Genomic DNA, 25,090 nt, shown 5'->3' on the forward strand with positions numbered 1-25,090 from the left:
CAGGACGTGCAGCGTTTGACGTAGCGATCAGCTTGATGCCTTTCGGTGGATTGCCGAAAGAACTGACGCGGGATCGCACTGAGTAAATGGGCTAAGCGGGTGCTGGTGAACATGAGTCAAAATCGAGTCCGAAAAGTCTGATTATGGCTGACAAGCGCCAACAGCAAGGGGGAGCAAGCTCCCCCTTCGGTTTTTACCGGACACTAGTGACGCTCTGCGTGGGAACGATCAGAGAGGGAGTCTACAGCTCTACCACAACAGCCTGAGAAGCGCGGGTCGCTTTAGCCCGGGCCGCTTCGATCGACTCATCCCGCGCCAGTGCAACACCCATCCGGCGCTGGCCATTGACTTCAGGCTTGCCAAACAGACGCAACGCCGTATCCGGCTCGCTCAACGCCGCGCCCAGGTTGGCGAAAGCGGTCTGGGTCGACTGGCCTTCCACCAGGATCACCGCCGAAGCCGATGGGCCGAACTGACGGATCAACGGAATCGGCAAACCAAGGATCGCCCGCGCATGCAGGGCGAACTGCGACAGATCCTGGGAAATAAGGGTCACCAGACCGGTGTCGTGCGGACGCGGCGACACTTCGCTGAACCAAACCTGATCACCCTTGATGAACAGCTCGACGCCAAACAGACCACGACCACCCAAGGCCTCGGTCACCGCCTTGGCCACACGCTCCGATTCAGCCAGGGCTACCGGGCTCATGGCCTGAGGCTGCCAGCTTTCCTGGTAGTCGCCCTTCTCCTGGCGATGGCCGACCGGTGCGCAAAAGGTCGTGCCGCCGACGTGACGCACAGTCAGCAGGGTAATTTCATAATCGAAATCGATAAAACCTTCGATGATCACCCGGCCTTTACCGGCACGCCCGCCTTCCTGGGCGTAATCCCAGGCCGTCTTCACGTCATCGACGCTGCGCAGCAGGCTCTGGCCCTTGCCCGACGAGCTCATGACCGGCTTGACCACGCAAGGGAAACCGAGGTCCTCGACGGCCTTGCTGTAGTCCTCGAAGGTGTCGGCGAAGTGATAAGGCGAAGTCGGCAGGTCCAGTTCTTCGGCGGCCAGGCGACGGATCCCTTCGCGGTTCATGGTCAGCTGTGCGGCGCGCGCCGTGGGGATCACGGTGAAGCCTTCGGATTCCAGCTCCACCAGGGTCGCGGTGGCGATGGCTTCGATTTCCGGCACGATGAAGTGCGGCTGCTCGGCTTCGATGACTGCGCGCAGGGCCGCGCCATCGAGCATGTTGATCACGTGGCTGCGATGCGCCACCTGCATGGCCGGCGCATTGGCGTAGCGATCCACGGCAATCACTTCAACGCCCAGGCGTTGCAGCTCGATCACCACTTCCTTGCCCAGTTCGCCACAGCCACACATCAATACGCGGGTCGCGGTGGGCGACAATGGAGTTCCGATACGGGTCATCTCAAGTCCTCAAGAAGCGGATCATCGAGGGATGCGGCGCCTGGCGCGCTTCCCATGGGGAGAAAGCGCGGCATTTTACATGAACCGCGGGGTTTGGCTTCAGCTGACGAGCGCCAGCTTGCGCAAGCGCCAGGCCATGATCAGCCAGACGGCCGTGACGCCGGCGAACTTGGAACCCAGGGCGGTGAGAATCACGCCCGGGGTCAGCGCGTCGATCATGCCGAAGAAGATGAACGTATCGAGCGGGATGCTCAGGGCCGAACTTATCCACAGGCGGTCGTGCAACGGGCGCCGGGTGATGCTGAACACCAGCCAGTCGATGCACTCCGACACGGCGAATGCCGTGGCGCTGGCCAGGGCGATGGAGGGATCGGAGGTGATGTAGGACAACACCAGCGCCGCCAGCATCGCCGCGATCGCGCCGTGACCGAAGCGGGTCTGCACCATGTCGCGCAACACGAACACCAGGCCGCCCCAGGCCGACCAGATGATGTCCAGGTCCGGGGCGGAGGAGAAGGCGTAGTTGATCAGCACGACACTGCCGATGTAGGCGATCAGGAAGAGCATGTGGGGCACCAGTCAATTTGGCGCACAGGGTACTTCAACCAAACGCCAATTCAAAAGATCGCAGGCTGCGATCTTTTGATCTTATCGGCCGGGTGTCTTGCCGATCATCCACACCAACCCACTGGCCTTGGCACGCTCATGGCACAACCCCAACACCGTGCGGCGCTCGTCGTTGCTCATGCGGCTCCAGCGGGTGATTTCCTCAACCGTACGCTGACAGCCCGTGCAAATGTCATCGTCGTCCAGTGCGCAAATATTCACGCAGGGCGATGCCACTGGGCGTTCTGGAGCGCTCATTGTTCCTGCTCAGCCAGATCGCGGGCATACCGCTGAGAGTTATGCACATAGTGGGCAGCACTGGCTTCCAGCATCTTTTTCTGCTGTTCGGTCAGCTCGCGCACCACCTTGCCGGGTGAGCCCATGACCAGCGAACCATCCGGAATTTCCTTGCCTTCGCCAATCAACGAATTGGCGCCGATGATGCAGTTCTTGCCGATTTTCGCGCCGTTGAGAATCACCGCGTTGATACCGATCAGGCTGTAGTCGCCCACGGTGCAGCCATGCAGCATGGCGTTGTGGCCGATGGTCACGCCGGTACCGATGGTGAGCGGGTAACCCATGTCGGTATGCATCACGGTGCCATCCTGGACATTGCTGTTCTTGCCGATCAGGATCAGCTCGTTGTCGCCCCGCAGCACGGCGTTGAACCAGACGTTGGCGCCCTCTTCCAGTTTGACCTTGCCCACCAGCACGGCATTGGGAGCGACCCAGCTCTGTGGATGGGTCTCGACACGGGCGTCGCCCAGGCGGTATTTCATCTTGTTGTCCTCAAGGCTCAGGCTGCGGCGTGTTCAGGCCATTCGAGTGATGGCTTCAGGTATTGATAAAGCTTTTAGGCGGTAAGTGCAGGCTGATTTTCGCGTCATAGAGCAGATTGATCAACTCCACTATCATGATCGCCGTCAGGCCCCAGATCTTGAATTCGCCATAGCGATAACTCGGCACGTACCAACTGCGCCCCTGGTAATCGATACGATGGGTATGCTCGCGCGGGTCCTTGCGGAAGAACTCCAGCGGCACACTGAACACAGCGGCGATCTCGGCATCGTTGGCCCGGTATTGGACAAAATCCGGAATCACCCCGACATAAGGCGTGACCTTGATGCCATGCAGGGAGATCAACGGGCTCAGCGGGCCGATCACTTCGACCAGGCCCGGTGGCAGGCCGATCTCTTCTTCGGCTTCGCGCAGGGCGGTAAACACGAGGTCGGGGTCTTCGGGGTCGCGTCGACCACCGGGGAAGGCGACTTCGCCACCATGGGTCGACAGCCCGCTGGCGCGCAGGGTCAAGACCAACTCCGGCTCGTCACTGCGGGTGATCGGTAGCAGGACGGCAGCTTCTGGGAAACGTCGGTCGGTCTCCAACGTGCGCGGTGTGTGGTGACTTACCCGATGCAGTAGCTCGTCCAGCATGAGTGTTCTCGATCAGTGCCTTACCCTGCATCATGCACCAATCGCTTCGGTCGCCCAACCCCCCGGACAGTGGCATGTCGCGAAACGACAACTTGCCGACAGCCACCGCCGCACGCCAAGATAGGCGCAGCATTCAGGAACCCAAGCATGAAATTTTGCAGTCAGTGCGGCAACCCGGTGACCCAACGCATTCCCGAGGGCGATTCGCGCCTGCGTTTTGTCTGCGACAGCTGTCACACCATTCACTACCAGAACCCCAACATCGTTGCCGGTTGCGTGGCGACCTGGGGCACCCAGGTGCTGTTATGCCGCCGCGCCATCGAACCGCGCCGTGGCTATTGGACCCTGCCCGCCGGCTTCATGGAAAACGGCGAAACCATCGAGCAGGCGGCCATTCGTGAGACCGCCGAGGAAGCCTGCGCGCGGGTGCGCAACCTGAACATCTATACATTGATCGATGTGCCGCACATCAGCCAGGTGCATGTGTTCTTCCGCGCCGAGCTGGCGGACCTGGATTTTGCCGCCGGTGTAGAGAGCCTGGAAGTGCAACTATTCGACGAAGCCGACATTCCTTGGGACGAGCTGGCTTTCCGCACGGTGGGCCGTACCTTAGAATGCTTCTTCGCTGACCGGCGGACCGAGGTCTACCCCGTGCGGTCCGAATCGATCCCGCCGCTGGTTCAGCCTGTCATCACTTGATGTCATCTTGGTATCATCACCCGGCGCGAAAAGATTGTCCGAACTCGGCCCGGACTCTCGGCAGCGCCTGCAAAAACACCTATAAATAGATATATGGTCGCGACACCTGCTGGGGAATCGTTTCAATGCGCTGGTTGCTTGCCCTGTTCTGCTTGTCGTTCGTCACGGTGTCCCAGGCTACTGCCATGGAGCCTCTGGACGGCAAGGTCATCGAGAAAATCCTGGTTCTCAAGTCTGCCCATCAATTGCAATTGATCAATGACGGCAAGCCGGTCAAGACCTATCGCATTTCCCTGGGCAAACGGCCCAAGGGGCCAAAGCTTATGGAAGGCGACAAACGCACGCCTGAAGGTTTCTACTGGATCGACTGGCGCAAGGTCAGCGACCGCTTCAACCTGGCGATGCATATTTCCTACCCGAACATCACCGATTCCGCTCGCTCACGGCGTGAAGGTGTCGATCCCGGCGGCATGATCATGATCCACGGCACCCCGGACACCGAAGAAAACCCCGAGCACCTGTTCCACACCCTGGACTGGACCGACGGTTGCATTGCCATGCGCAACATGGACATGCGCGAAATCTGGAACCTGGTGCCGGACGGCACGATGATCGAGATTCGTCCTTAATAAGACCGTTGAGCGTTCCCATGCCTTGGGAACGCTGCGCTGTCTGCAACAGGTAGATGCACACTACCTGTCCAGATCCTGAACGCTCCCCGAATATCCCCTCCCCCATTGAAACCACCAGAGGCCTGCCCCATCTAAGACCCATACCCCATTGCGCAGGTGCCCCATGAGCGACCAGCAAGCATTCCCCGAAGACCCCAGTGAATACGCCGATCCGGAAAACGCCGAGCAGCACACCCCAGGCAAGGGTCTCGCCCTTCCCGGCCAGAACCTGCCGGACAAGGTCTACATCATCCCGATTCACAACCGCCCCTTCTTCCCGGCCCAGGTCCTGCCGGTCATCGTCAATGAAGAACCCTGGGCGGAAACCCTCGACCTGGTCGCCAAATCCGAGCATCAGTCCCTGGCCCTGTTCTACATGGACACGCCCCAGGAAGACCCGCGTCATTTTGATACCTCGGCCCTGCCGCTGTACGGCACCCTGGTCAAGGTGCACCACGCCAGTCGCGAAAACGGCAAACTGCAATTCGTCGCCCAGGGCCTGACCCGTGTGCGCCTCAAGACCTGGCTCAAGCACCATCGCCCGCCGTACCTGGTGGAAGTCGAATACCCGCACCAGCCCACCGAGCCGACCGACGAGGTCAAGGCCTACGGGATGGCGCTGATCAACGCGATCAAGGAACTGCTGCCGCTCAATCCGCTGTACAGCGAAGAGCTGAAGAACTACCTCAACCGCTTCAGCCCCAACGACCCATCACCGTTGACCGACTTTGCCGCCGCGCTGACGTCGGCCACCGGCAGCGAACTGCAGGAAGTGCTCGACTGCGTGCCCATGCTCAAGCGCATGGAAAAAGTTCTGCCGATGCTGCGCAAGGAGGTCGAGGTCGCGCGCCTGCAAAAAGAAATTTCCGCCGAAGTTAATCGCAAGATCGGCGAGCATCAGCGCGAATTCTTCCTCAAGGAGCAGCTCAAGGTCATCCAGCAGGAGCTGGGGCTGACCAAGGACGACCGCAGCGCCGACATCGAACAATTCGAGCAACGGCTGACCGGCAAAGTGCTGCCGTCACAGGCGCAAAAGCGCATCGAAGAAGAGATGAACAAGCTGTCGATCCTCGAGACCGGTTCGCCGGAGTACGCGGTCACGCGCAACTACCTCGACTGGGCGACATCGGTGCCGTGGGGCGTGTACGGCGAGGACAAGCTCGACCTCAAGCACGCGCGCAAGGTACTGGACAACCACCATTCCGGCCTCGACGACATCAAGGACCGCATCCTCGAGTTCCTCGCGGTGGGTGCCTACAAGGGCGAAATCAGCGGTTCCATCGTACTGCTGGTGGGGCCGCCGGGCGTGGGTAAAACCAGCGTCGGCAAATCCATTGCCGAATCCCTCGGCCGACCGTTCTACCGCTTCAGCCTCGGCGGCATGCGCGACGAAGCCGAAATCAAGGGCCACCGCCGTACCTACATCGGTGCGATGCCGGGCAAACTCGTGCAAGCGCTCAAAGACGTCGAAGTGATGAACCCGGTGATCATGCTCGACGAAATCGACAAGATGGGCCAAAGCTACCAGGGCGACCCGGCCTCGGCGCTGCTGGAAACCCTCGATCCGGAGCAGAACGTCGAATTCCTCGACCATTACCTGGACCTGCGCCTGGACCTGTCGAAAGTGCTGTTCGTCTGCACCGCCAACACCCTGGATTCGATTCCTGGCCCCTTGCTGGACCGGATGGAAGTGATCCGGCTGTCGGGTTACATCACCGAAGAAAAAGTCGCCATCGCCAAACGCCACCTGTGGCCGAAGCAACTGGAAAAGGCCGGCGTGTCAAAAGGCAGCCTGAGCATCAGCGACAACGCGTTGAAGGCGCTGATCGACGGGTATGCCCGTGAGGCCGGGGTTCGCCAGCTGGAGAAAAACCTCGGCAAACTGGTACGCAAATCGGTAGTGAAACTGCTCGGCGAACCGAACGCCGTGATCAAGATTGGCCCGAAAGACCTCGAAACTTCGTTGGGCAAACCCGTGTTCCGTAATGAGCAAGTGCTGTCGGGGACGGGTGTGATCACAGGTCTCGCCTGGACCAGCATGGGCGGTGCGACCCTGCCGATCGAAGCCACGCGCATCCATACCCTCAATCGCGGCTTCAAGCTCACCGGGCAATTGGGCGATGTGATGAAAGAGTCTGCGGAAATTGCCTACAGCTACGTCAGCTCCAACCTGAAGTCGTTTGGCGGTGATCCGAAATTCTTCGACGAAGCGTTCGTGCACCTGCATGTCCCGGAAGGCGCCACCCCGAAAGACGGCCCGAGCGCCGGCGTGACCATGGCCAGTGCCCTGCTGTCCCTGGCACGTAACCAGCCGCCGAAAAAAGGCGTGGCCATGACGGGCGAACTGACGTTGACCGGGCATGTACTGCCGATTGGCGGGGTGCGTGAGAAGGTGATTGCGGCGCGGAGGCAGAAGATTTTTGAGTTGATCTTGCCGGAGCCTAATCGTGGGAGTTTTGAGGAACTTCCTGACTATCTGAAGGAAGGGATTACCGTGCACTTTGCCAAGCGTTTTGCGGATGTGGCGAAGGTGTTGTTTTAATAGCGGTAACTGCCAATGGCCAGGCTTGATTGCCTGGCCATTTTATAATCGACATGAATCGAAACCTCTTAATGCCGTAACCCGTTAATTAAATCAGTACCTGCACTTGAATACTGACTGTACATTCAAGACTCCTATACGCCTTCAAGTGACAGTTTATGTATATCGAACAACGCAGAAACCCTAACGACAGCCGCACAAGTAATGACATCCAATTTCGACCGTGCTGTCAGCAAAATTTCCTGAACGCCACTATCCAGGATCGTGAGGCATTCAACTCCGAAGTGTTTTACACCAGCGTCGGCTCCCGGGAAATCGTGGCCGTGTTCAAAGCCGGTGAAAACAACACCCCTCAAGACCGAGCATTTGATCTCTATCTACCTAAAAATATCGATAGCGGTATTTACCAACTGAATATCCCCGATCGACTGATCCAGATCGTACTTACTGAAAACTTTCCGGCGTACACAAGCTACTGGGCAACCGCAGGGGAGATCCAGCTGGAAGTTGACGGTGAGGCGCAGGAATACAGTGGCAGCTTTGACATCAAATTCAAAGACCGGCAGAACCGTGAGTTTGTATCTGACGGCATTTTTGCGTTTTCGTTGAGAAAATGAACGCCCCCCACAGGTCCTGCTGAAAATTAATCGCGAACAGATCTAACAACCTGACAACAATGACAGTATCAGCCTCTTATTTTTAACGGTATTTTCTGCTTTCCCACCTTCATCAAGGAACTCAATATGACGAACAAAAAAAGCACCAGCTATATAATTGCAAAACAAGGCGGCACCGAAATCTTCAGAACTACTAACGTCGGCGTAGAAAACAGAGGCTCGGATATTGTTATAAGGGGCCATGACACCCAGGAAAAACAAGGCTTCGGGATAGAAATCAACATTGATACGCCGAGCGGAGAACAACAGTTCCAAGTAGGGGGGGTTTTGCGAGTAATCTACCGCCACGAATGGAATGATCTGTACGCCACCCGAGGAACGTATAACGCCTATATTGAGAAGGGCTCCAGGCACGTCAAACTAACTTTCAAATTGGAGTTTGGTAACCTTGACGAGATCGAAGGAGACGTGGAAGTAACCATTTTACATCATTGACAACGCAGCATGTCCGCCCGCACCAGAGCCTGACACAGAGTCAGTATCCTCACCAGGCTCTGGTCACACTTTGTCTCATCTTCAGTTATGCTCGCCGTTCGTCGTGAACGTCGGAGCCACTGACCTTATGTCCCCCACTCGCCTGTTTATTCCTCTCGCTCTCACCTTGCTGGCCGCTTGCGCCACGCAACCTGCGCACAACGTGACCGTGGAAAAACAAAGCGAATGCCCCGTGCAACTGCACAGTGGGCAAAACCTGATCCTGACCCTGCCGAGCAATCCGACCACAGGTTACCGCTGGTCTATCCAGGATTCGGCCGGTGGTGTGTTGCGCGCGCTCAGCCCTGAGGTCTACAGCAACCCGGAAGACGCCGGCGTCGTGGGTGCTGCCGGCGTTTCAACCTGGCGCTTCCAGGCGTTCGCCACTGGCACCGGGCGTTTACGCCTGACCTCGCAACAACCTTGGGCACCGGAAGTGCTGCCGGTGGATGCCTTCGACTGCGCCATTTCGGTGAATTGACCGTGGGCTGGCTGATCCTGGCGCTGATGGGCGCCGTGACCTTTCTCTATGGACTCAGCGTGCATGCCACGCTGCTTTGCCTGCTGGTCAAGCCGTTGCCGGTGCTGGCCCTGCTCGGTTGGCTGCACGACGCACCACCCAGCGAGTATCGGCGCTGGATCAGCCTTGGATTGATTTTCTCCCTGCTCGGCGACGTGTTGCTGGCCTGGCCGGGGGATTTGTTTGTGTTCGGCCTCGGGGCGTTCCTCGTCGCCCACCTGGCCTACCTGAAAGCTTATTTGACTGACTGCAGACGGTTGGCCGTGTTGCCACTGATCCTGGCCCTCGGCGTCGGCGCGGTGCTGCTGGGGATACTGATTGCCCACGGACTGGGGCCATTGCTGATTCCGGTGATCGTCTATGGCCTGGCGATCAGCGCCATGCTCTGGCGTGCGCTGGCTCGGCTCGGCAGTGACGTGCCCAAGCGTTCGGCGCTGCTTGCGGCAGCCGGGGCCGTGGCGTTTGTGTTTTCCGATAGCGTCATTGGTATCAGTCGCTTTGTGGTGCCGTTTGATGCCGCGCCGTACGTGATCATCCTCAGTTATTGGTTGGGACAATGGGGCATCACGGCATCGGCGTTCGATCAAAAACCGCGCTGCTCGCGATAGCATTATCACTGACAGCGAAGATTCCGAGGCTCGCCCCGGCGGTTTATCAGACAACCCGCGCATCCCCGCCCCAACTTGGCTAAAATGCCGGCCTTTTCCACCGACACCGCCGGAACCGCCGTGAGCAAAGAATCCGATCGCCTTTTCGCCCAGCCTTTGGCCCAGGTGCCTGACTTCGCCTTCAATGAGGACGTGGTGCGGGTGTTCCCGGACATGATCAAGCGCTCGGTACCGGGTTATCCGACCATTGTCGAAAACCTCGGCGTGCTCGCCGCGCAGTTCGCCCAGCCCAATACTGTGCTCTACGACCTCGGCTCGTCCCTGGGGGCAGTGACTCAGGCACTACGTCGACATGTGCGCACCGACGGCTGCCGCGTCATCGCTGTGGATAACTCCGCGGCGATGGTCGAGCGATGCCGTGAATACCTGAACGGCCAGGACTCGATGTTCCAGGAGTTGCTGCCGGTGGAAGTGGTCGAAGGCGACATCCTCGCCCTCGAATTCAAGCCTGCCTCGGTGGTGGCGCTGAACTTCACCCTGCAATTCATTGCTCCCGATCAGCGAAGCGCGTTGCTGTCGCGCATCCACCAGTCCCTGTTGCCCGGTGGTGCATTGATTCTCTCGGAAAAACTGCGCTTTGAAGACGAGCAGGAGCACGCGTTGCTCACCGACCTGCACGTCGCCTTCAAGCGTGCCAACGGCTATAGCGAACTGGAAATCGCCCAGAAGCGCAGCGCCATCGAAAATGTCATGAAGCCCGATAGCCTCGAAGAACATCGCGAACGCCTGTTGGCCGCCGGGTTCTCGAAAGTCGTGCCGTGGTTCCAGTGTCTTAACTTTGCCTCGTTGATTGCCCTGCCATGATTGATCTGTCTCCCCTCGCCCGCCGCCTGGCTGGTACACCGCTGGCCGATTGGGCCAACACCCTGCAGCAGCAACTCGACAAGAAAATGGAAAAGGGTCACGGCGACCTGGAGCGTTGGCAGAGTGCGCTGGACGCTTTGCCGAAGATCCAGCCAAGCGAAGTCGACTTGTTGAACGGTTTGAAGCTGGACACCGATTGCGACGATGAAACCCGTGCACAGATGCGTACGGCATTGATGGGTTTGTCGCCGTGGCGCAAAGGGCCATTCGATCTGTTTGGCGTACACGTCGACACCGAATGGCGTTCGGACTGGAAATGGTCGCGCGTCGCACCGCACCTGGACCTCAAGGGCAAGCGCATCCTCGATGTCGGCTGCGGCAACGGTTACTACATGTGGCGCATGCTGGGTGCCGGTGCGGACAGCGTGATCGGCGTCGATCCGAACTGGTTGTTCTTCTGTCAGTTCCAGGCGGTTCAGCGTTACCTGTCCGAGCCCAATGCCTGGCACCTGCCATTCCCTTTCGAAGACCTGCCGCCGAACCTCGAGGGCTTCGACACGGTGTTTTCCATGGGTGTGTTCTACCACCGTCGCTCGCCGATCGAGCACTTGCTGGCGCTGAAGGATTGCCTGGTCAAGGGCGGTGAACTGGTGCTCGAAACCCTGGTGGTCGAAGGCGACAAACATCAAGTGCTGGTGCCGGAAGACCGTTATGCGCAAATGCGCAACGTGTGGTTCCTGCCGTCAGTACCGGCGCTGGAGTTGTGGTTGCGTCGTGCCGGTTTTACCGACGTGAAGTGTGTGGACGTGAGCGTCACCACCGTTGAAGAGCAGCGCGGCACGGAGTGGATGAAGTATCAGTCACTGAGCGACTTCCTCGATCCCGAAGACCACAGCAAGACCATTGAAGGACTGCCGGCGCCGATGCGGGCTGTTATCGTCGCTCGTAAGTAACGATGATCGTTCCCACGCTCTGCGGGGGAACGATCATTACTCGGCTGGTTTGGCACGCCGGGCCTTGAAGAATTCACTGAGCACCGCCCCGCATTCTTCCGCCAACACCCCACCCTCATACAACACCCGATGATTCAAGAAGCCCTGGGTAAAGAACTGCCCCTGGCTCTGCACAATCCCGGCCTTGGGCTCCAGCGCGCCATAGACTACCCGTGCAATCCGCGAATGCACGATCAACCCGGCGCACATGCTGCACGGCTCCAGCGTCACATACAGCGTGCTGCCCGGCAGGCGATAGTTGCTGACGGCTTGGGCCGCGGCGCGGATCGCGACCATCTCGGCATGGGCGCTCGGATCGTTGCCGCTGATCGGGCAATTGAAACCACGGCCGATGATTTCACCGCCCTGCACCAGCACCGCCCCCACCGGCACTTCGCCAAGCGCGGCACCTTGCGCGGCGAGGGCCAGGGCCTCACGCATGAAGTCACGATCACGGCTGCGGTCGATGATCGCCGCGGGACGAATCTGACGCATCACGCCACCTCGATGGCGGCCATCAGGCCGGTTTCCATGTGATCGATCACATGGCAATGGAACATCCAAACCCCAGGGTTATCCGCCACCAGCGCCACTTGCGCACGCTCGTTCTTGCCCAACAAATAGGTGTCGGTGAAGTACGGGATGACCTTATGGCGGTTCGAAGCAATGACTTTGAAGCTCATGCCGTGCAGGTGAATCGGATGCTGATATTGAGTCATGTTTTTCAATTCAAAAATGTAGCTTTTGCCCTTTTCCAGCTTGGCAATCGGGCGGTCGGCGCAGGTTTTATCCGTGATGTCCCAGGCTTTGCCGTTGATCTGCCACAGACTCGGCGGCTTGCCGTTGTCGACGTTGACTGACACCGAACCGACCCATTCGAAATTGAAGTTGAGTTTCTCGGCATTGGCCAGGTCTGGCTCCGCTATCGGGTTGGCGGGCAGTGCCGCAGGCCATGCAGTCGGCGCGTCGGAGTTGGCCACGGAGCGCAACGTGCCCAAACGAACGGGACCGTTACGCAAGGATAATTCTTCACCCGCCGGCGGCGCTTTGATCGCCAGACAAATACGCATGCCCGGGCCGAGCCAGTACTCCTTGCCCAGTGGTCGCGGTTCGATGGGGTTGCCATCCAGTGCGTAGATCTGCGCTTCGACACCCGGGATATTCAGGCGATAGGTAAGGGTGTTATCGAGGTTGAGCAGGCGCACGCGAGTGATCTGCCCGGCAGGCAAGTCGATGACCGCCTGGGGCACACCGTTGATGGTCGACAGGCGCCCCGCCGTACCACCTCGGGCGGCTTCGCGAGGAATGCTGAAGTCGACAAAAGCGCCCTGCTCATCGACATGCCAGTTCTTCAAGCTCAAGGTTTTCTCGTACTTGAAGCCGGTCGGCTCGCGCTCCTCGACGATCAGCGGGCCGACCAGCCCGCGCCCGAGCTCTTCGCTGCTGCTCACGTGCGGGTGATACCAGTAGCTGCCGGCATCGGGCACGCGAAATTTGTAATCGAAGTATTCACCGGGCAATACCGGCAACTGCGATACGTAGGGCACACCGTCCATCTCCAGCGGCAAGCGAATGCCATGCCAGTGGATGGTGGTCGCCACCGGCAAGTGGTTGATGAAGCGCACCCGCAGCCATTCACCCTGGCGCACGCGTAACTCGGTGCCAGGCGCCGACGGGCCAAACGCCCAGGCTTCGGTCTTGTGCCCGGGCACCAGTTCGACATCCAGCGGCGCCGCAATCAGCTCATAGTCGTGACCCGCATCGGCGTCGGCCATCTTGCCCAGCCAGTAACGCGATGCGCCGCCCGCACCGACGCCAACGACAACAAGACCGGCCAGGCCACCGAGGATTTGGCGACGGGTGAAAGACATGAACTCAACTACCTCACGTATCAGCGACAGGCCCACAGGCCTGCAAAAGGCGAATACGATACACCTGCGGTTGGGAAACAGTAAGAGTGACCGGGAGACGCACATCATTTGTGACGAGGGATGGCTTAAGGCTGAAGGCCGGTGATCAGGTGCACCACGCCGCCCTCCAGCACCATGACGCCTGGCACACCGGCCAGACTCAAAGCCTGCCGATTGATCCGCGCCACATCGCGCAACTCCACCCGAACCCGGGTCAACGCCACAGGCTGCTGCGACTTGAGGTTATCCGCGCCACCCAACGCGGCCACCACATTCGCCGCCAGGCCAGGCACCGATGGCGCAACTACTTTCGGCTCGTCTACGACCAGATCCGGCGTCAAGGCTTTCCAGAACGCTTGCTGCATTTTCTCGAACATGTTCAGTTCTCCAGTACCAGCGAAGGAACGACCCTCGCGTCGTTATACAGCCGCAAGGCCGCGCGTACTTGCTCAGCACTTTCCAGGCCCAGGACCTGTTGGGCGATGGCCTGGCAATCCACCAGGTCCACGGTGCGAATCGCCGCCTTGACCGCCGGAATCAACGGCACGCTCACCGATAGCTCATCCACTCCCAGCCCCAGCAGGAGCGGCGTGGCCAGGGTTTCCGAGGCCATGGCACCGCAAACGCCCACCCATTTGCCTTGGGCATGGGCGGCTTTCACGGTGCTGGCGATCAGGCGCAATACCGATGGATGAAAACTGTCAGCCTGACCGGCCAACCGCGGATGATCGCGATCCATGGCCAAGGTGTATTGGGTCAGGTCGTTGGTGCCGATGGAGAAAAAATCCACTTCAGGCGCAAACAGATCCGCCATCAGCGCCGCTGCGGGTACCTCGATCATGATCCCCAGTTTCGGCAGTTCCGTAAGGCCCAGGGCCAGCGCCTCTTCTTCGAGCAGCTGCCGAGCCAAACGCAACTCCGACAGTTGCGCCACCATCGGCAGCATGATGTGCAGGCGAGTCAGCCCTGCACAGCTGAGAATTGCCTTGAATTGATCGCGCAACAGTTGCGGACGGTCCAGGCACAGGCGAATTCCGCGCAAGCCCAGAAAGGGGTTGGTTTCACTGTCCATCGCAACGTACGCCAAAGGCTTGTCACCGCCAACATCCAGGGTGCGCACCACCAGATTGCGCGCGGACCCCAGGACCCTGGCGATGGCACTGTAGGTGGATGCCTGCTCGTCGTGGCTCGGCGCATGGTGGCGATCCAGATATAGAAACTCTGAACGCAGCAAACCCACACCCTCGCCTCCCAGCGCCATCGCCTGTTCGGCTTCAGCCAGCGAAGCGATGTTGGCCGTCACCTCGAAATGATGACCGTCGCGGGTACAGGCAGCCCGCGATGCCTGGGCCAGTTCATGGTGTTGGCGTTGCCGGGCAAGCGCGCGCCTGGCTTGAAGTTGTTCAATGGCGGCCAGATCCGGGTCGAGCTGCAGCTCACCCTTATCGGCATCGAGCAACACCTGGGTGCCGTTGGCCAGCGCCAGCACTTGCACCGGCAACCCGCAGATTGCAGGCAAGCCGGAGGCCCGCGCCAGAATCGCGACATGGCTGGTGGCGCCACCACCGACGGTGGCAAAGCCCAACACCTTACGGGTATCGAGCCCGGCGGTCTGCGACGGTGTCAGTTGATCGGCAATCAGGATGGCGCCTTCAGGCAACTCCAGCTTGCGGTCCTGCACGCCGAGTATCAATTTGAGCACCCTCTGGCTGACGTCGGCCAGGTCTGCCGCTCGTTCGGCCAACAGGGCATTGCCCAGGTTCTTGAACAGGGTTGCCGTCGACTCGGTGGCCGCACGCCAGGCGAAGCCGGCGCTTTTGCCTTCGTCGATCAGCACATGAGCCAAGTCCAGCAAACCCGGGTCTTCGAGCAGCTCCTGGTGAGCCTTGAAGATCCCGGCCTGGGCATCGCCCGTGGCGTTTTCACACATCTGCTGCAAAGCGCAAACAGCCTCGGCCAACGCTGCGCACAGGCGATCGCGCTCAACCTGCGAACCTTCACCCCATTCGCTCACATCAAGGGCCTGATCGGCGATCTGGACCACCTGGCCAAATGCCGAACCCGCCGAAGCACACACCCCTCGCAGCACTTTGGGCGATGAAGTCTCCAGGGGCACCGAGGCAACGTCCGCCGTCACAGTCACCGCCTCGCCACATCCGGCGATCAGCAGTTCGGCCAGTGTCTTGATCGCCGCCTCAGCGTCCGGGCCGACCGCACTGACTTGCACAACGTCAGCAAAAGCCGTCTGCAACGCCATGATCGCCACCAGGGATTTGCCGTTCGCACGCTCCTGCTGTTTATGCAGATGAATGCTTGCCGAAAAGCCTTTCGCCGCCTGGGCGAATACCGCCGCGGGACGCGCGTGCAATCCGTTCGGGTTGGGCAACGTCAGCGGTTTGGAGAACAGCGCCCCGACCTCTTGCGACACAGCCTCTTGCGTTACTTGCCCGACAGGGTTCAAGCCCAGCAACGGCTGACCACTGTCTACCCACCCCGTTTGCGCCCCCAGCCAGGTGAACGGCTCACCGCTGATCACCAGCATCAAGGTCAACAGGCTGCGTGCATTCAAGGCAACATAATCGGCATCGAACTCGATCAGCGCCTGCCCGACGTCAACCTGCTGCCCCTCCTCCACCAACCGCTTGAACCCCGTGCCTGCAAGGTTCACCGTGTCGAGCCCGATGTGCATCAAAACCTGCACGCCATTTTCATCGGTGATGCTGACCGCATGCCCACTGGCCTGCACATTGCTGACCACGCCGCAAAGCGGCGCGCACAAGGTTGTTGAAGCCGGATCGATGCACAGCCCATCGCCGATGACCCGGCTGGAAAACACCGGGTCAGGCACGAGGTCCAGAGGCATCAATACGCCGGACAGGGGCGCGTGGAGCTGCAATTGTTGGGATATGGCCATGACGTCACCTGCTGTTTTGTTCTTTGAAAAGCCGATGGAGCGCGAGGCTCCGACAGCATCGCTTATTTCCACCAGTACTCGACCTGCAATCCGACGTTCGAACCGTGTCGCGCCCTGCCAAAGGCACCGGTGTCGGACAACGCTGATCCCGCCGCCAGCTCATTGGCCGCACGCTTGGCCGCCTCGTTCCAGCTGGCATAGGTGTAATACAGGCGCACTTCGGGGCGCGCCCAGAATGCGGGGCCCTTGGGCGACCAGGTCGGGGCGAAGGTGAACTTGCTCAGCTTGCGCGTGCCACCCGTGGCGTCGACCTGATCGAGACCCAGCTCGGTCACCAGCTTGAACTGCTCGGTAATCGCGTAGGCAGGCCGAACGCCAAGGGAAACCCAGTTCTGGTCTGCGCCGCCTGGGCGAACATCCTTCTGATAGACCGCCTCAACCTGCCCGCCAAACCGTGGCGTCACCTGCCAGTCGAAGAACTCCACCACCCGGTAGCTTTTATTGCTGTCGTCGAGCTTCACGTTACCGGTATAACCCAACCCGGTGCCGGGCCCTTCGCCGTACTGAAACGCGAGTTTGTTCTTGCCCCCCAGAAAACCCTTTTGCACATGCTGGGTGGTCATCGCCCAGCCACGATGAGCGTCGCTGCTGTCGGGTTTGTCGATATAGCTCAGGCCAAATTCCAGCTCACCGCCGGGGTTGGTGTTGAAACCGGCCACGTTGAAATCGTGACGATTGATATAATCCTTCTGGTACAGGTTGTCCTTGCGCGAGAAGGCGTAGCTGTATTTCAGGTCACCGATCAGCACGTCCTCGATGCCGCCCCCAGTGGCGCTCTGGTTCCAGTAGTAAAAGTCGGAAATGTGGATGTCGTTGCGTTTGTAATAGCGCCGACCGGCCCACAACGAACCGCCGTTGAGGCCCGGCATGTTCGACCATTGCGCATACAACTGCGGCAGGCGCACCGAACCGTTGTCGCCTTGGAACGTCGGGCTTTGATCGTACTGGTTATACAGCGAGGCCATGCCGTCGACGCTGAGCACCGAACCATCGTCCAGGGTGAACAGATCCTGACGCAATTCCAGCTCCCCATACTGCTCGCACTCGTTGCCCAACCGATATTTCGTCTGCGCCCCCGGTAATTGGAAGCACGATTGGGAACTGCTGTTGACCGACGTACCGACGCCACTGCGCAAGTAGCCCCCAAACTCCAGAGCCTGCGCCGATAGTGGCAATGCCAGGCACAGGCCAGCCGCTGCAATGCTGCGATTTATTGTTGTTTTCAAGAAACACCCCATTATTTTTATTGTGTGCAGCAGCAAAATCGGCGCGCAAAACTCCCCCGCGCAGCGTTCTGCGTGTTTTTTGAAACGGTGCTTTCTGGTGAGGACTTAGTGGTCGGTCAAGTGCAAGGCAAACGACTCATAGGGTCGTAAAAACACCTGTCGATTGCGCGGCGGACAGTCCGCATAGTTGCTGATGACCAAGCGCTGAGTCATGAATTCACTGATCACTGCATCCGGCAATTCAACTTCGCAAGGCGTCCCGTAGAAGTTGTTAAGTACCAGCAAACGTTCGCCGTTTCCTTCCCTTACATAGGCCCAAACTTGTGCGTGCCCAGGCAACAACTGACGGTAAACACCGTCGGATATGAGCACTTCGGTACGCCGCAAATTGATCAACTTGCGGTAGTGGTGCAGCACTGAATCCGGGTCGTCGAGTTGAACGGCAACGTTGATCTGCGCCGCGTTGGCCGGTACGCCGATCCAGGGTTGCGCCGTGCTGAAACCCGCGTTTGGTCCGGTGCTCCAATGCATCGGTGTCCGGCTGTTGTCGCGGGACTTCTGCATGATCGCCGCCATGTTGTCGGCATCGCCAACACCCGCCTCACGCTTGAGCCGGAAGATGTTCAGGGTTTCGACATCGCGGTACTGATCGATGTGATCGAAACCCGGATTGGTCATGCCCAGTTCTTCACCCTGGTACACAAATGGCGTGCCCTGGAGAAAATGCAGCGCGGTGCCGAGCATCTTTGCCGACACCACACGATGTTCGCCGTCATGACCAAACCGCGAGACCACCCGCGGTTGGTCGTGATTACACCAGAACAACGCATTCCAGCCGCCGCCGGCCTGCATGCCGGTTTGCCAGTCGGAGAGGATGCGCTTGAGTTCGATAAAGTCGAAATCGGCGCGAATCCACTTCTGCAAGTTCGGGTAATCGACCTTCAAGTGATGGAAGTTGAAGGTCATCGACAGTTCTTTCGAGTCCGGCCGCGAATAGCGAATACAGTGGTCGAGACTCGTAGACGACATCTCGCCGACGTTGATCAGGTCATGGCCTTCGAACACTTCGCGGTGCATTTGCTGCAAGTATTGGTGAACATTCGGGCCGTCGGTATAGAAGCGTCGGCCGTCGGTATTGTCCTCGGGAAAGTCCGCCGGTTTCGAGATCAGGTTGATCACGTCCAGTCGGAACCCTCCCACACCTTTATCCCGCCAGAACCCCATCATCCTGAAAACTTCGGCGCGCACCTTCGGGTTGTCCCAGTTCAGGTCGGCCTGAGTGTGATCGAACAGGTGCAGGTAATACTGGCCGGTCTGCGCCTCGTATTCCCATGCCGAACCACCGAACTTGGATTCCCAGTTATTGGGCTGATCGCGCCAGATGTAGAAGTCGCGATACGGATTGTCGAGACTGCTGCGCGCCTGCTGGAACCAGGCGTGCTCGATCGAGGTGTGGTTGACCACGATATCGAGCATCAACTTGATCCCACGCTTGCCAGCCTCTGCAATCAACAACTCGCAGTCGGCCATGGTGCCGTAGCTCGGATCGATCGCATAGTAATCGCTGATGTCGTACCCGTTGTCGCGCTGGGGCGAACGCAGGAACGGCGTGATCCACAGGCAATCGACACCCAGCCAGTGCAGGTAGTCGAGCTTGGCCACGACGCCGAGCAAATCACCCGTGGGGTTGCCCGCGTGGCTGTGAAAACTCTTCGGGTAGATCTGGTAGATCACCGAGCGTTGCCAGTCTTGCATGGCGGATTCCTTCAGTAAGTTTTGTACCGGCCTTGCGGGCCTCTTCGCGGGCAAGCCCGCTACCACAGTGACCGCATTCCAATGTGGGAGCTGCGGTGCGACGATTCGACTTGCCCGCGAATGCGATCTGTCAGGCGACCCGATACCCGGGCCGGACAATCTTCATGCTCAACCCACAGGTCAGGACAAACGGCACGACCAGGGCGATGATCATCCCGATCACGAACATCGGGATGAACTGAGGAATGATCGAGATGAATCCGGGCAAACCGCCGACACCGATGGCCGAGGCCTGGACCTTGTTCAGCGACAGGAAGATGCACCCCAGCGCCGAGCCGATCAGTGCCGCGTAAAACGGAAACTTGTAGCGCAGGTTCACCCCGAACATGGCCGGTTCAGTGATGCCGAAGTAGGCAGAAATCGCCGAGGTCGAGGCCATGCTTTTGTCTCGTACGTTGCGGGTCATGTAGAAAACGCCCAGTGCCGCGCTGCCTTGGGCGAGGTTGGACATGACGATCATCGGCCAGATGAAGGTACCGCCCTGGGTCGAGATCAGTTGCAAGTCGACCGCGAGAAACATGTGGTGCATGCCGGTGATCACCAGGGGCGCGTACAGCAGGCCGAAGATCGCCCCGCCGACCATCGGCGCCAGATCGAACAAAGTGACCACACCTTCAGTGATGAGAATCCCCAGATGCCGGGTCACCGGGCCAATGACCGCCAGCGCCAGTACGCCGGTGACCACGATGGTGGTGATCGGCACCACCAGCAATTGCACAGCATTGGGCACTCGCGCCCTTAACCATTTTTCGATGACGCTCATTACGTAGGCCGCCAGCAGGATGGGCAGGATCTGCCCCTGATAACCGACCTTTTCGATCTGGAACACACCCAGGATGTCGAAGTACTGCAAACGTTGGCCGTCGAGACCGGCGACGGCCTTGCCGTAGTTCCAGGCGTTGAGCAGATCGGGGTGAACCAGCATCAGGCCAAGCACGATGCCGAGGATTTCGCTGCCACCGAATCGTTTGGCGGCTGACCAGCCCACCAGCGCAGGCAGGAACACGAACGAGGTGTTGGCCATCAGGTTGATCAGGCTCCAGAGCCCGTCGAGCTTCGGGTAGGCGTGCAGCAGGGTTTGGCCCTCGATGAACATGCCCTTGGCGCCGATCAGGTTGTTGATGCCCATCAGCAGGCCCGCAATGATCAACGCTGGCAGGATGGGCATGAACACGTCGGAAAACACCCGCACCAGGCGCTGCATGGCGTTTATCTTTTCGGCACTTTTCTGTTTGACGTCGGCAATTGTCGACGCGGCCAGACCGGTTTGACGGCGCAATTCTGCGTAGACCTTTTCCACCTCACCAGGGCCAATCACCACCTGGAACAGGCCGCCGGTGAAGAATGAGCCTTTGACCAGGTCGATCTGGTTCAGCGTGGCGCTGTTCACCCGGCTCGGGTCCTTGAGGGCAAGACGCAACCGTGTGACGCAATGCGCGGCCTGCTCCAGGTTGTCGCTGCCACCGAGGCTTTGCAGCAGCTCGCTGACGATGTTCGGATAGTCGTGGCTCATGCTTGTTCTTCCGCTGTGGTTTTTTGTTATTGGCAGCACGCCGAAGCGAAAAGTACTCGTCTGTACGAGTTAAATCAACAACTCGTACAGACGAGTTTGAATTTGTTCACCTGCAAGCCGACAGGAGGCGATTTTTCCTACCCTCGCAGAAGATGAAATCCTAAACCTGCATGGACAAACCCCTACCCTGCCCTTAAGGTTCGAAACCTCGAGCACTTTGCGGCACAGAGCCATCCCCATGAGTAAATACAACCAGATCTACAGCGATCTGCTTGCCAGCATCACCACCGAACGTCTGGAGCGCGGCGCCCGGTTGCCCTCCGAAACCGAACTGATGGACAGCTACCAGGCCAGCCGCGGCACCGTGCGCAAGGCCATCGAGCAACTGCAGGAGCGCGGTTTCGCCCAGAAAGTCCACGGTAAAGGCACCTTTGTGCTGTCGACCAACCCGATCGAATTCCAATTGGGTGGCATCGTCAGCTTTCAGGAAACCTATCCGCGCCTGGGCAACGACGTCAGCACCGAGGTGGTCGAGTTCAGCCAGATCCCGCTCGAAGGTGCACTGCTCGAACACATCAAGGCTGAGGAAGGCAGCCTGATCACCAGGATCAAGCGCGTACGGCGCATCGATGGAAAACGCGTGATCCTCGACATCAACCATTTCGTCAGCGACGTCATCCCCGGACTGTCGCGGGACATCGCCGAACACTCGATCTACGCCTTCATCGAACAGACCCTGCAACTGCAGATCGCCTACGCCCAGCGCACCATTGAAGCCGTGCCCCGCAGCAAGGACGACCAGCAACACCTGGACCTCGACGGACAGAGCCATGTGATCGTGGTCAGCAACCAGACGTTTCTGCAGGACGGTCGGCAGTTCGAGTACACGGAATCGCGGCACACCCTCGACAAATTCTACTTTTCGGATGTGGCGCGGCGCTGACCCGGCATAGGGTTGAACCGCGTGCTGGCATAACTATGTAGTGCACGCTCCTTGAGCAAATGGGTAATCCTCGCAGGCCCCATTTCTCAAGGAACGAGATCATGCCTACCGATCAAAATATCCCGACCAAAAGTAATGCCGCCGACCGGGAACAGCTCAAACTCATTGCACCCGTTGTCGTGGCGGCCTGCCCTGGCTTGCAAGAAGAAGCCCATGCCGTCGCCAGCGATATCCTGAAAAAACACGGCATCACCGGCCACGACCCCGACCAGGTCTGGTGGCATCGGTTCGACAACGTCACGGCCAGCAGCAACAAGACATTCCTGGGCTGGGAACACGCGCCCAAACCCTGTGAGTCGTTCACGCTGACACAACTGGTCATCCATCGGTTTCGCGTGACCGACCAGGACGACGCCCTCGAACTGAACAGCAATGGCGGGTTTTACACCGCCGATGCCAACGCCAGTATCTACAACGAAACCAATGAAGTGCGGATGTACCCCAGCAAGGTGCTCGCCGACCTGTGGGAGCTGAACTTCAGTGACCGCTACCTGAACAGATTCAATGCATTCTGGGCCACGCATTTCGATGACTACCGGGCCCTGGCCAAATGTAACTACCTCAGTAAAGCCATCGAGGCGTGCGAGAGCGGGCAGCTGGGGGAAGACGACTTCCAGACCGTCGTCAGGGCCGCCGTCGGCGACACGCCCTGGCCTATCACCCTGGCGACCCTGCAGGCGCAAAACACCGTGCCTGCGGACCTGCAAGTCGGTGCGCTGGATGTCGCAGGCCATGTCGCCACCGACATCCTGCGCATCGTCGACCGCAACGGTCGGCAAATCACCTACGTACCTGGCGCAGCCACACCTTTCCACGTGCACCCGACGCCCACCGACATGCACTGGTGGATGCTGCTGCAGATGAACGAAGAGCAGGCCCGCAGCGAATTCATGACCCATTTCCCGCTGTCTGTGCGCAAGGAGGTCCACGACAACATTACCCCGCTGATGAACCAGCTGGTCGGCACCTGGGGCAAATACGATCACCACCTGATCAATCAGAAAAACATCACCGTCAGCGGCGACGTGTTCACCTGGCAGAGCCGGGCCGTGCAAGGCGCGATGCTGGAGGAAGCCAACCTTACCCTGGTGACCAATGGGCAAATGCGCGAACACCTGTGGCTGGGTTATCTGACTGTGGGCCTAAAGGTCTTCGGCCCGTTGGCGGTTCTCGGCTGGCCCATCGCCTTGCCCGTGATCGGGGCCAGCATCGCCGCGATGGGTTTGAACATCGACAAGGCGGTCAATGGCAGAACGGCGGCGGAGCGCAAGGCAGGCGTGATTGGCGCGGTGCTCGCTGGCATCAATGTGCTGTTCAATGTTCCGCTGCTCAGGGAAGCGAGTGTGTTGGACGAAGCCGGGGCTGCGGCTGAAGCGGCTGAAGCAGCCGAGACGGCGGACCTGGACAAGACGCTCGACCCGGAGGAATCCGCGGAACCGCGCGCGACCGATGAATCAGAGGAAGGTCCTCTGCAACCTGATGTATTACCGACCCTGCCCGACGAGACCGGGAATGCGTTTGAAGTGCCAGAGCATTGGCAAAGCAATGAACTCCTCGAAAGCTACACCATGGCCACCAGCGGGAAATACCAGGGTATCTACACCCTGAACTCAAATCCTCCCCACGCCATCCTGATCAACGAACAGGCTTACTACGTGCGTTACGAGGCTGACGTCAATGGCGGCGGCACCTGGGCCATCATCGACCCGCAAAACCCCAACGCCTTTACGGGCTCGATTCCTGTACGCCTGAATGCCGAGGGTGAATGGGAGCTGGCACCGAAACTTCGTTTGACCGCCGGCGGTAAAGGCCCCAGCAAGCCCGCCTCTGGCAAGCCTGGCGCCAGTAAGCCTGGCCCCAGCGAGCCTGTTCCCGGCCCCTCCCGGCCCAGGGCTCCGGTGCTGCCCAAAAATGATCTCTCGCACTTGACCCGCTACGATTCCCCCAACGGCCGCTCGCTGAACCACCTTGCGTTGGGAGAACCGGAAACCCATATAAAAATCGTCAGCATGCATGGAGGGCAAATCAGAGGAATCTCCTCCTATGAACAATATGTTGCCGGGCGTCGCACAATGCTGGTCAGGGATGCCATCGGATTCCAGGCACCCAAGGACTTTTTCGCCTCGCTGCCGCCCCGGCCGGTCCAGCCCGTGATCACGCCAGCCACAACCGTTACCGAACTCATCGAGAAGATATACGACGCAGCACCGGGGCTGGTGGTCGGTGAAAGTCAGGATCGCATCGCCAGCATGCGGTTTCTGATCGAAAACATGCCGACGCTGGCCAGGCAAGGCGTCAAGACGATCTACATGCATCGTCTGCTCAACGACTTCAGTCAAATCGACCTGAACAAATTCGCCGAGACCGGGCAGATGGAGGGCATGCTGGAGAAGTACCTGACAAAACTGCCAGGCGATCCTGCAGGACAGTTCACGCCACTGGAGGTCGTCAAAACAGCCCAACAGAACGGCATTCGAATCCAGGCCACCGACTGCCTGGCAAGTTATCGCTATGTAGACGCGACCATGAGCGCCGTAGCACGGCAATCCGTCAAGACCTACCTCACCCACACCATCATGCAGGCCACCCAAGCCCGCAACGGCGGCGGAAAATGGCTGGTGCTCACCGACCAGGAGAGTACCAACACCTTCAGGGGAATGGCCGGCATCAGCGAAACCGAGGGGGGTATCGGTTTGCGCATCGAAGAGGTACGACCCGATCAGAGCCTGCACCTGGACATCGACCATGGCATCGATGTAGGCCATGACATTGCGGGGATTCCTGGCCAGATGCGCGGCAATACCAACACCCTGTATGCCGACATCAACCTGCAAATGCCGACGCCGTTCATTCAACGAACGCCGGAGCAGATCAAACATCTGCTGTTGCGCCAAGGCATGTTCACCATTGAAGGGCCGGAGGATTCCCTGACGCTGATTCATCGCAGCCGCACCAACCAGATTGTGCGAACGACAATCGAACGGACGATGGATAACGGTTTTCGGATCAACCGACCTGCCTGGGCCGACGTGCATCAGGTCACCTACGCGAATCTGCTCAGCCTCGCCCACGCACTCAACCGCATGGGCCTGACGCTGGAAGGTCGACTGCCCTCTGTAGCGGCCTGATACGCAAAAGG

The 25,090-nt window shown here is 59.3% G+C and carries 23 protein-coding genes; 11 read left to right on the top strand and 12 right to left on the bottom strand.

Annotated features, from left to right (window positions below; genetic code table 11):
* Positions 1 to 241: 241 nt before the first annotated feature.
* From purT to ACIO0C_RS19255, 5 genes are all read right to left on the bottom strand, one after another.
* Positions 242 to 1,423 carry a formate-dependent phosphoribosylglycinamide formyltransferase gene (gene purT, locus ACIO0C_RS19235; RefSeq protein ID WP_401314603.1) on the bottom strand — a complete coding sequence of 394 codons (1,182 nt, stop codon included), beginning with the start codon at positions 1,421 to 1,423 and terminating at the stop codon, positions 242 to 244.
* A 99-nt stretch (positions 1,424 to 1,522) separates the two neighbouring features.
* Positions 1,523 to 1,990 (bottom strand): preQ0 transporter, encoded by a 468-nt coding sequence (locus ACIO0C_RS19240; RefSeq protein ID WP_401314605.1) that lies wholly within the window; start codon positions 1,988 to 1,990, stop codon positions 1,523 to 1,525.
* An 81-nt stretch (positions 1,991 to 2,071) separates the two neighbouring features.
* The gene (locus tag ACIO0C_RS19245) at positions 2,072 to 2,287 is read right to left on the bottom strand and encodes a DUF1289 domain-containing protein (protein WP_401314607.1); all 216 of its coding nucleotides are present in this window, start codon (positions 2,285 to 2,287) and stop codon (positions 2,072 to 2,074) included.
* Positions 2,284 to 2,808, bottom strand: coding sequence for a gamma carbonic anhydrase family protein (locus ACIO0C_RS19250; protein WP_034150809.1), 525 nt, complete (start codon positions 2,806 to 2,808; stop codon positions 2,284 to 2,286). The genes ACIO0C_RS19245 and ACIO0C_RS19250 overlap by 4 nt, the downstream gene beginning before the upstream one ends.
* A 55-nt stretch (positions 2,809 to 2,863) precedes the next feature.
* Positions 2,864 to 3,463, bottom strand: a complete 600-nt coding sequence (locus tag ACIO0C_RS19255) for a CoA pyrophosphatase (RefSeq protein ID WP_401314609.1) — start codon at positions 3,461 to 3,463, stop codon at positions 2,864 to 2,866.
* A 147-nt stretch (positions 3,464 to 3,610) separates the two neighbouring features.
* Between ACIO0C_RS19255 and ACIO0C_RS19260 the strand changes: the two genes are divergently transcribed.
* The 9 genes from ACIO0C_RS19260 to cmoB all read left to right on the top strand — a co-directional run bounded on the left by ACIO0C_RS19260 (position 3,611) and on the right by cmoB (position 11,471).
* Positions 3,611 to 4,162, top strand: coding sequence for an NUDIX hydrolase (locus ACIO0C_RS19260; RefSeq protein WP_401314611.1), 552 nt, complete (start codon positions 3,611 to 3,613; stop codon positions 4,160 to 4,162).
* Between the two features lie 125 nt (positions 4,163 to 4,287).
* A complete protein-coding gene (locus tag ACIO0C_RS19265) occupies positions 4,288 to 4,791 on the top strand; it encodes a murein L,D-transpeptidase family protein (RefSeq protein WP_401314613.1) in 504 nt (167 codons plus the stop codon).
* Positions 4,792 to 4,957: 166 nt separating this feature from the next.
* Entirely contained in the window at positions 4,958 to 7,375 is a 2,418-nt protein-coding gene (gene lon / locus ACIO0C_RS19270; protein ID WP_401314615.1) for an endopeptidase La, read from the top strand.
* A 158-nt stretch (positions 7,376 to 7,533) separates the two neighbouring features.
* A complete protein-coding gene (locus ACIO0C_RS19275) occupies positions 7,534 to 7,992 on the top strand; it encodes a hypothetical protein (protein ID WP_401314617.1) in 459 nt (152 codons plus the stop codon).
* 126 nt (positions 7,993 to 8,118) lie between these two features.
* Positions 8,119 to 8,487 carry a hypothetical protein gene (locus tag ACIO0C_RS19280; protein ID WP_401314619.1) on the top strand — a complete coding sequence of 123 codons (369 nt, stop codon included), beginning with the start codon at positions 8,119 to 8,121 and terminating at the stop codon, positions 8,485 to 8,487.
* A gap of 127 nt (positions 8,488 to 8,614) precedes the next feature.
* Positions 8,615 to 9,007: a protease inhibitor I42 family protein gene (locus tag ACIO0C_RS19285; protein ID WP_401314620.1), complete on the top strand. Its 393-nt coding sequence runs from the start codon at positions 8,615 to 8,617 to the stop codon at positions 9,005 to 9,007.
* Positions 9,008 to 9,009: 2 nt separating this feature from the next.
* Positions 9,010 to 9,654: a lysoplasmalogenase gene (locus tag ACIO0C_RS19290; protein ID WP_401314622.1), complete on the top strand. Its 645-nt coding sequence runs from the start codon at positions 9,010 to 9,012 to the stop codon at positions 9,652 to 9,654.
* 120 nt (positions 9,655 to 9,774) lie between these two features.
* Positions 9,775 to 10,518, top strand: coding sequence for a carboxy-S-adenosyl-L-methionine synthase CmoA (gene cmoA, locus ACIO0C_RS19295; RefSeq protein WP_401314623.1), 744 nt, complete (start codon positions 9,775 to 9,777; stop codon positions 10,516 to 10,518).
* Positions 10,515 to 11,471: a tRNA 5-methoxyuridine(34)/uridine 5-oxyacetic acid(34) synthase CmoB gene (gene cmoB / locus ACIO0C_RS19300; RefSeq protein ID WP_401314625.1), complete on the top strand. Its 957-nt coding sequence runs from the start codon at positions 10,515 to 10,517 to the stop codon at positions 11,469 to 11,471. The genes cmoA and cmoB overlap by 4 nt, the downstream gene beginning before the upstream one ends.
* Positions 11,472 to 11,507: 36 nt before the next feature.
* Here the strand turns inward: cmoB and tadA are convergent, their stop codons facing one another.
* From tadA to treP, 7 genes are all read right to left on the bottom strand, one after another.
* On the bottom strand, positions 11,508 to 12,005 hold the full coding sequence (gene tadA, locus ACIO0C_RS19305; RefSeq protein WP_401314627.1) for a tRNA adenosine(34) deaminase TadA: 498 nt from the start codon (positions 12,003 to 12,005) through the stop codon (positions 11,508 to 11,510).
* Positions 12,005 to 13,381, bottom strand: a complete 1,377-nt coding sequence (locus ACIO0C_RS19310; protein WP_401314629.1) for a multicopper oxidase family protein — start codon at positions 13,379 to 13,381, stop codon at positions 12,005 to 12,007. Before ACIO0C_RS19310 ends, tadA begins: the two co-directional genes overlap by 1 nt.
* 125 nt (positions 13,382 to 13,506) lie before the next feature.
* Entirely contained in the window at positions 13,507 to 13,797 is a 291-nt protein-coding gene (locus ACIO0C_RS19315) for a PTS glucose transporter subunit IIB (protein ID WP_401314630.1), read from the bottom strand.
* Positions 13,798 to 13,799: 2 nt separating this feature from the next.
* Entirely contained in the window at positions 13,800 to 16,334 is a 2,535-nt protein-coding gene (gene ptsP / locus ACIO0C_RS19320; RefSeq protein ID WP_401314632.1) for a phosphoenolpyruvate--protein phosphotransferase, read from the bottom strand.
* 62 nt (positions 16,335 to 16,396) lie between these two features.
* Positions 16,397 to 17,620: a maltoporin gene (locus ACIO0C_RS19325; protein ID WP_401314634.1), complete on the bottom strand. Its 1,224-nt coding sequence runs from the start codon at positions 17,618 to 17,620 to the stop codon at positions 16,397 to 16,399.
* A 105-nt stretch (positions 17,621 to 17,725) separates the two neighbouring features.
* A complete protein-coding gene (treC, locus tag ACIO0C_RS19330) occupies positions 17,726 to 19,375 on the bottom strand; it encodes an alpha,alpha-phosphotrehalase (RefSeq protein ID WP_401314635.1) in 1,650 nt (549 codons plus the stop codon).
* A 130-nt stretch (positions 19,376 to 19,505) separates the two neighbouring features.
* Complete coding sequence (gene treP, locus ACIO0C_RS19335) at positions 19,506 to 20,948, bottom strand: PTS system trehalose-specific EIIBC component (RefSeq protein WP_401314637.1); 1,443 nt, start codon at positions 20,946 to 20,948, stop codon at positions 19,506 to 19,508.
* 238 nt (positions 20,949 to 21,186) lie between these two features.
* Here treP and treR point away from each other — a divergent pair, with 238 nt between their 5' ends.
* Both treR and ACIO0C_RS19345 read left to right on the top strand, forming a co-directional pair.
* Positions 21,187 to 21,891: a trehalose operon repressor gene (gene treR, locus ACIO0C_RS19340; RefSeq protein ID WP_401314639.1), complete on the top strand. Its 705-nt coding sequence runs from the start codon at positions 21,187 to 21,189 to the stop codon at positions 21,889 to 21,891.
* A gap of 101 nt (positions 21,892 to 21,992) precedes the next feature.
* A complete protein-coding gene (locus ACIO0C_RS19345; protein WP_401314641.1) occupies positions 21,993 to 25,079 on the top strand; it encodes a membrane-targeted effector domain-containing toxin in 3,087 nt (1,028 codons plus the stop codon).
* Positions 25,080 to 25,090 lie beyond the last annotated feature (11 nt).

Source organism: Pseudomonas sp. NPDC087336 (genome assembly GCF_044744285.1).
In the GTDB taxonomy this organism is placed as follows: Bacteria; Pseudomonadota; Gammaproteobacteria; order Pseudomonadales; family Pseudomonadaceae; genus Aquipseudomonas.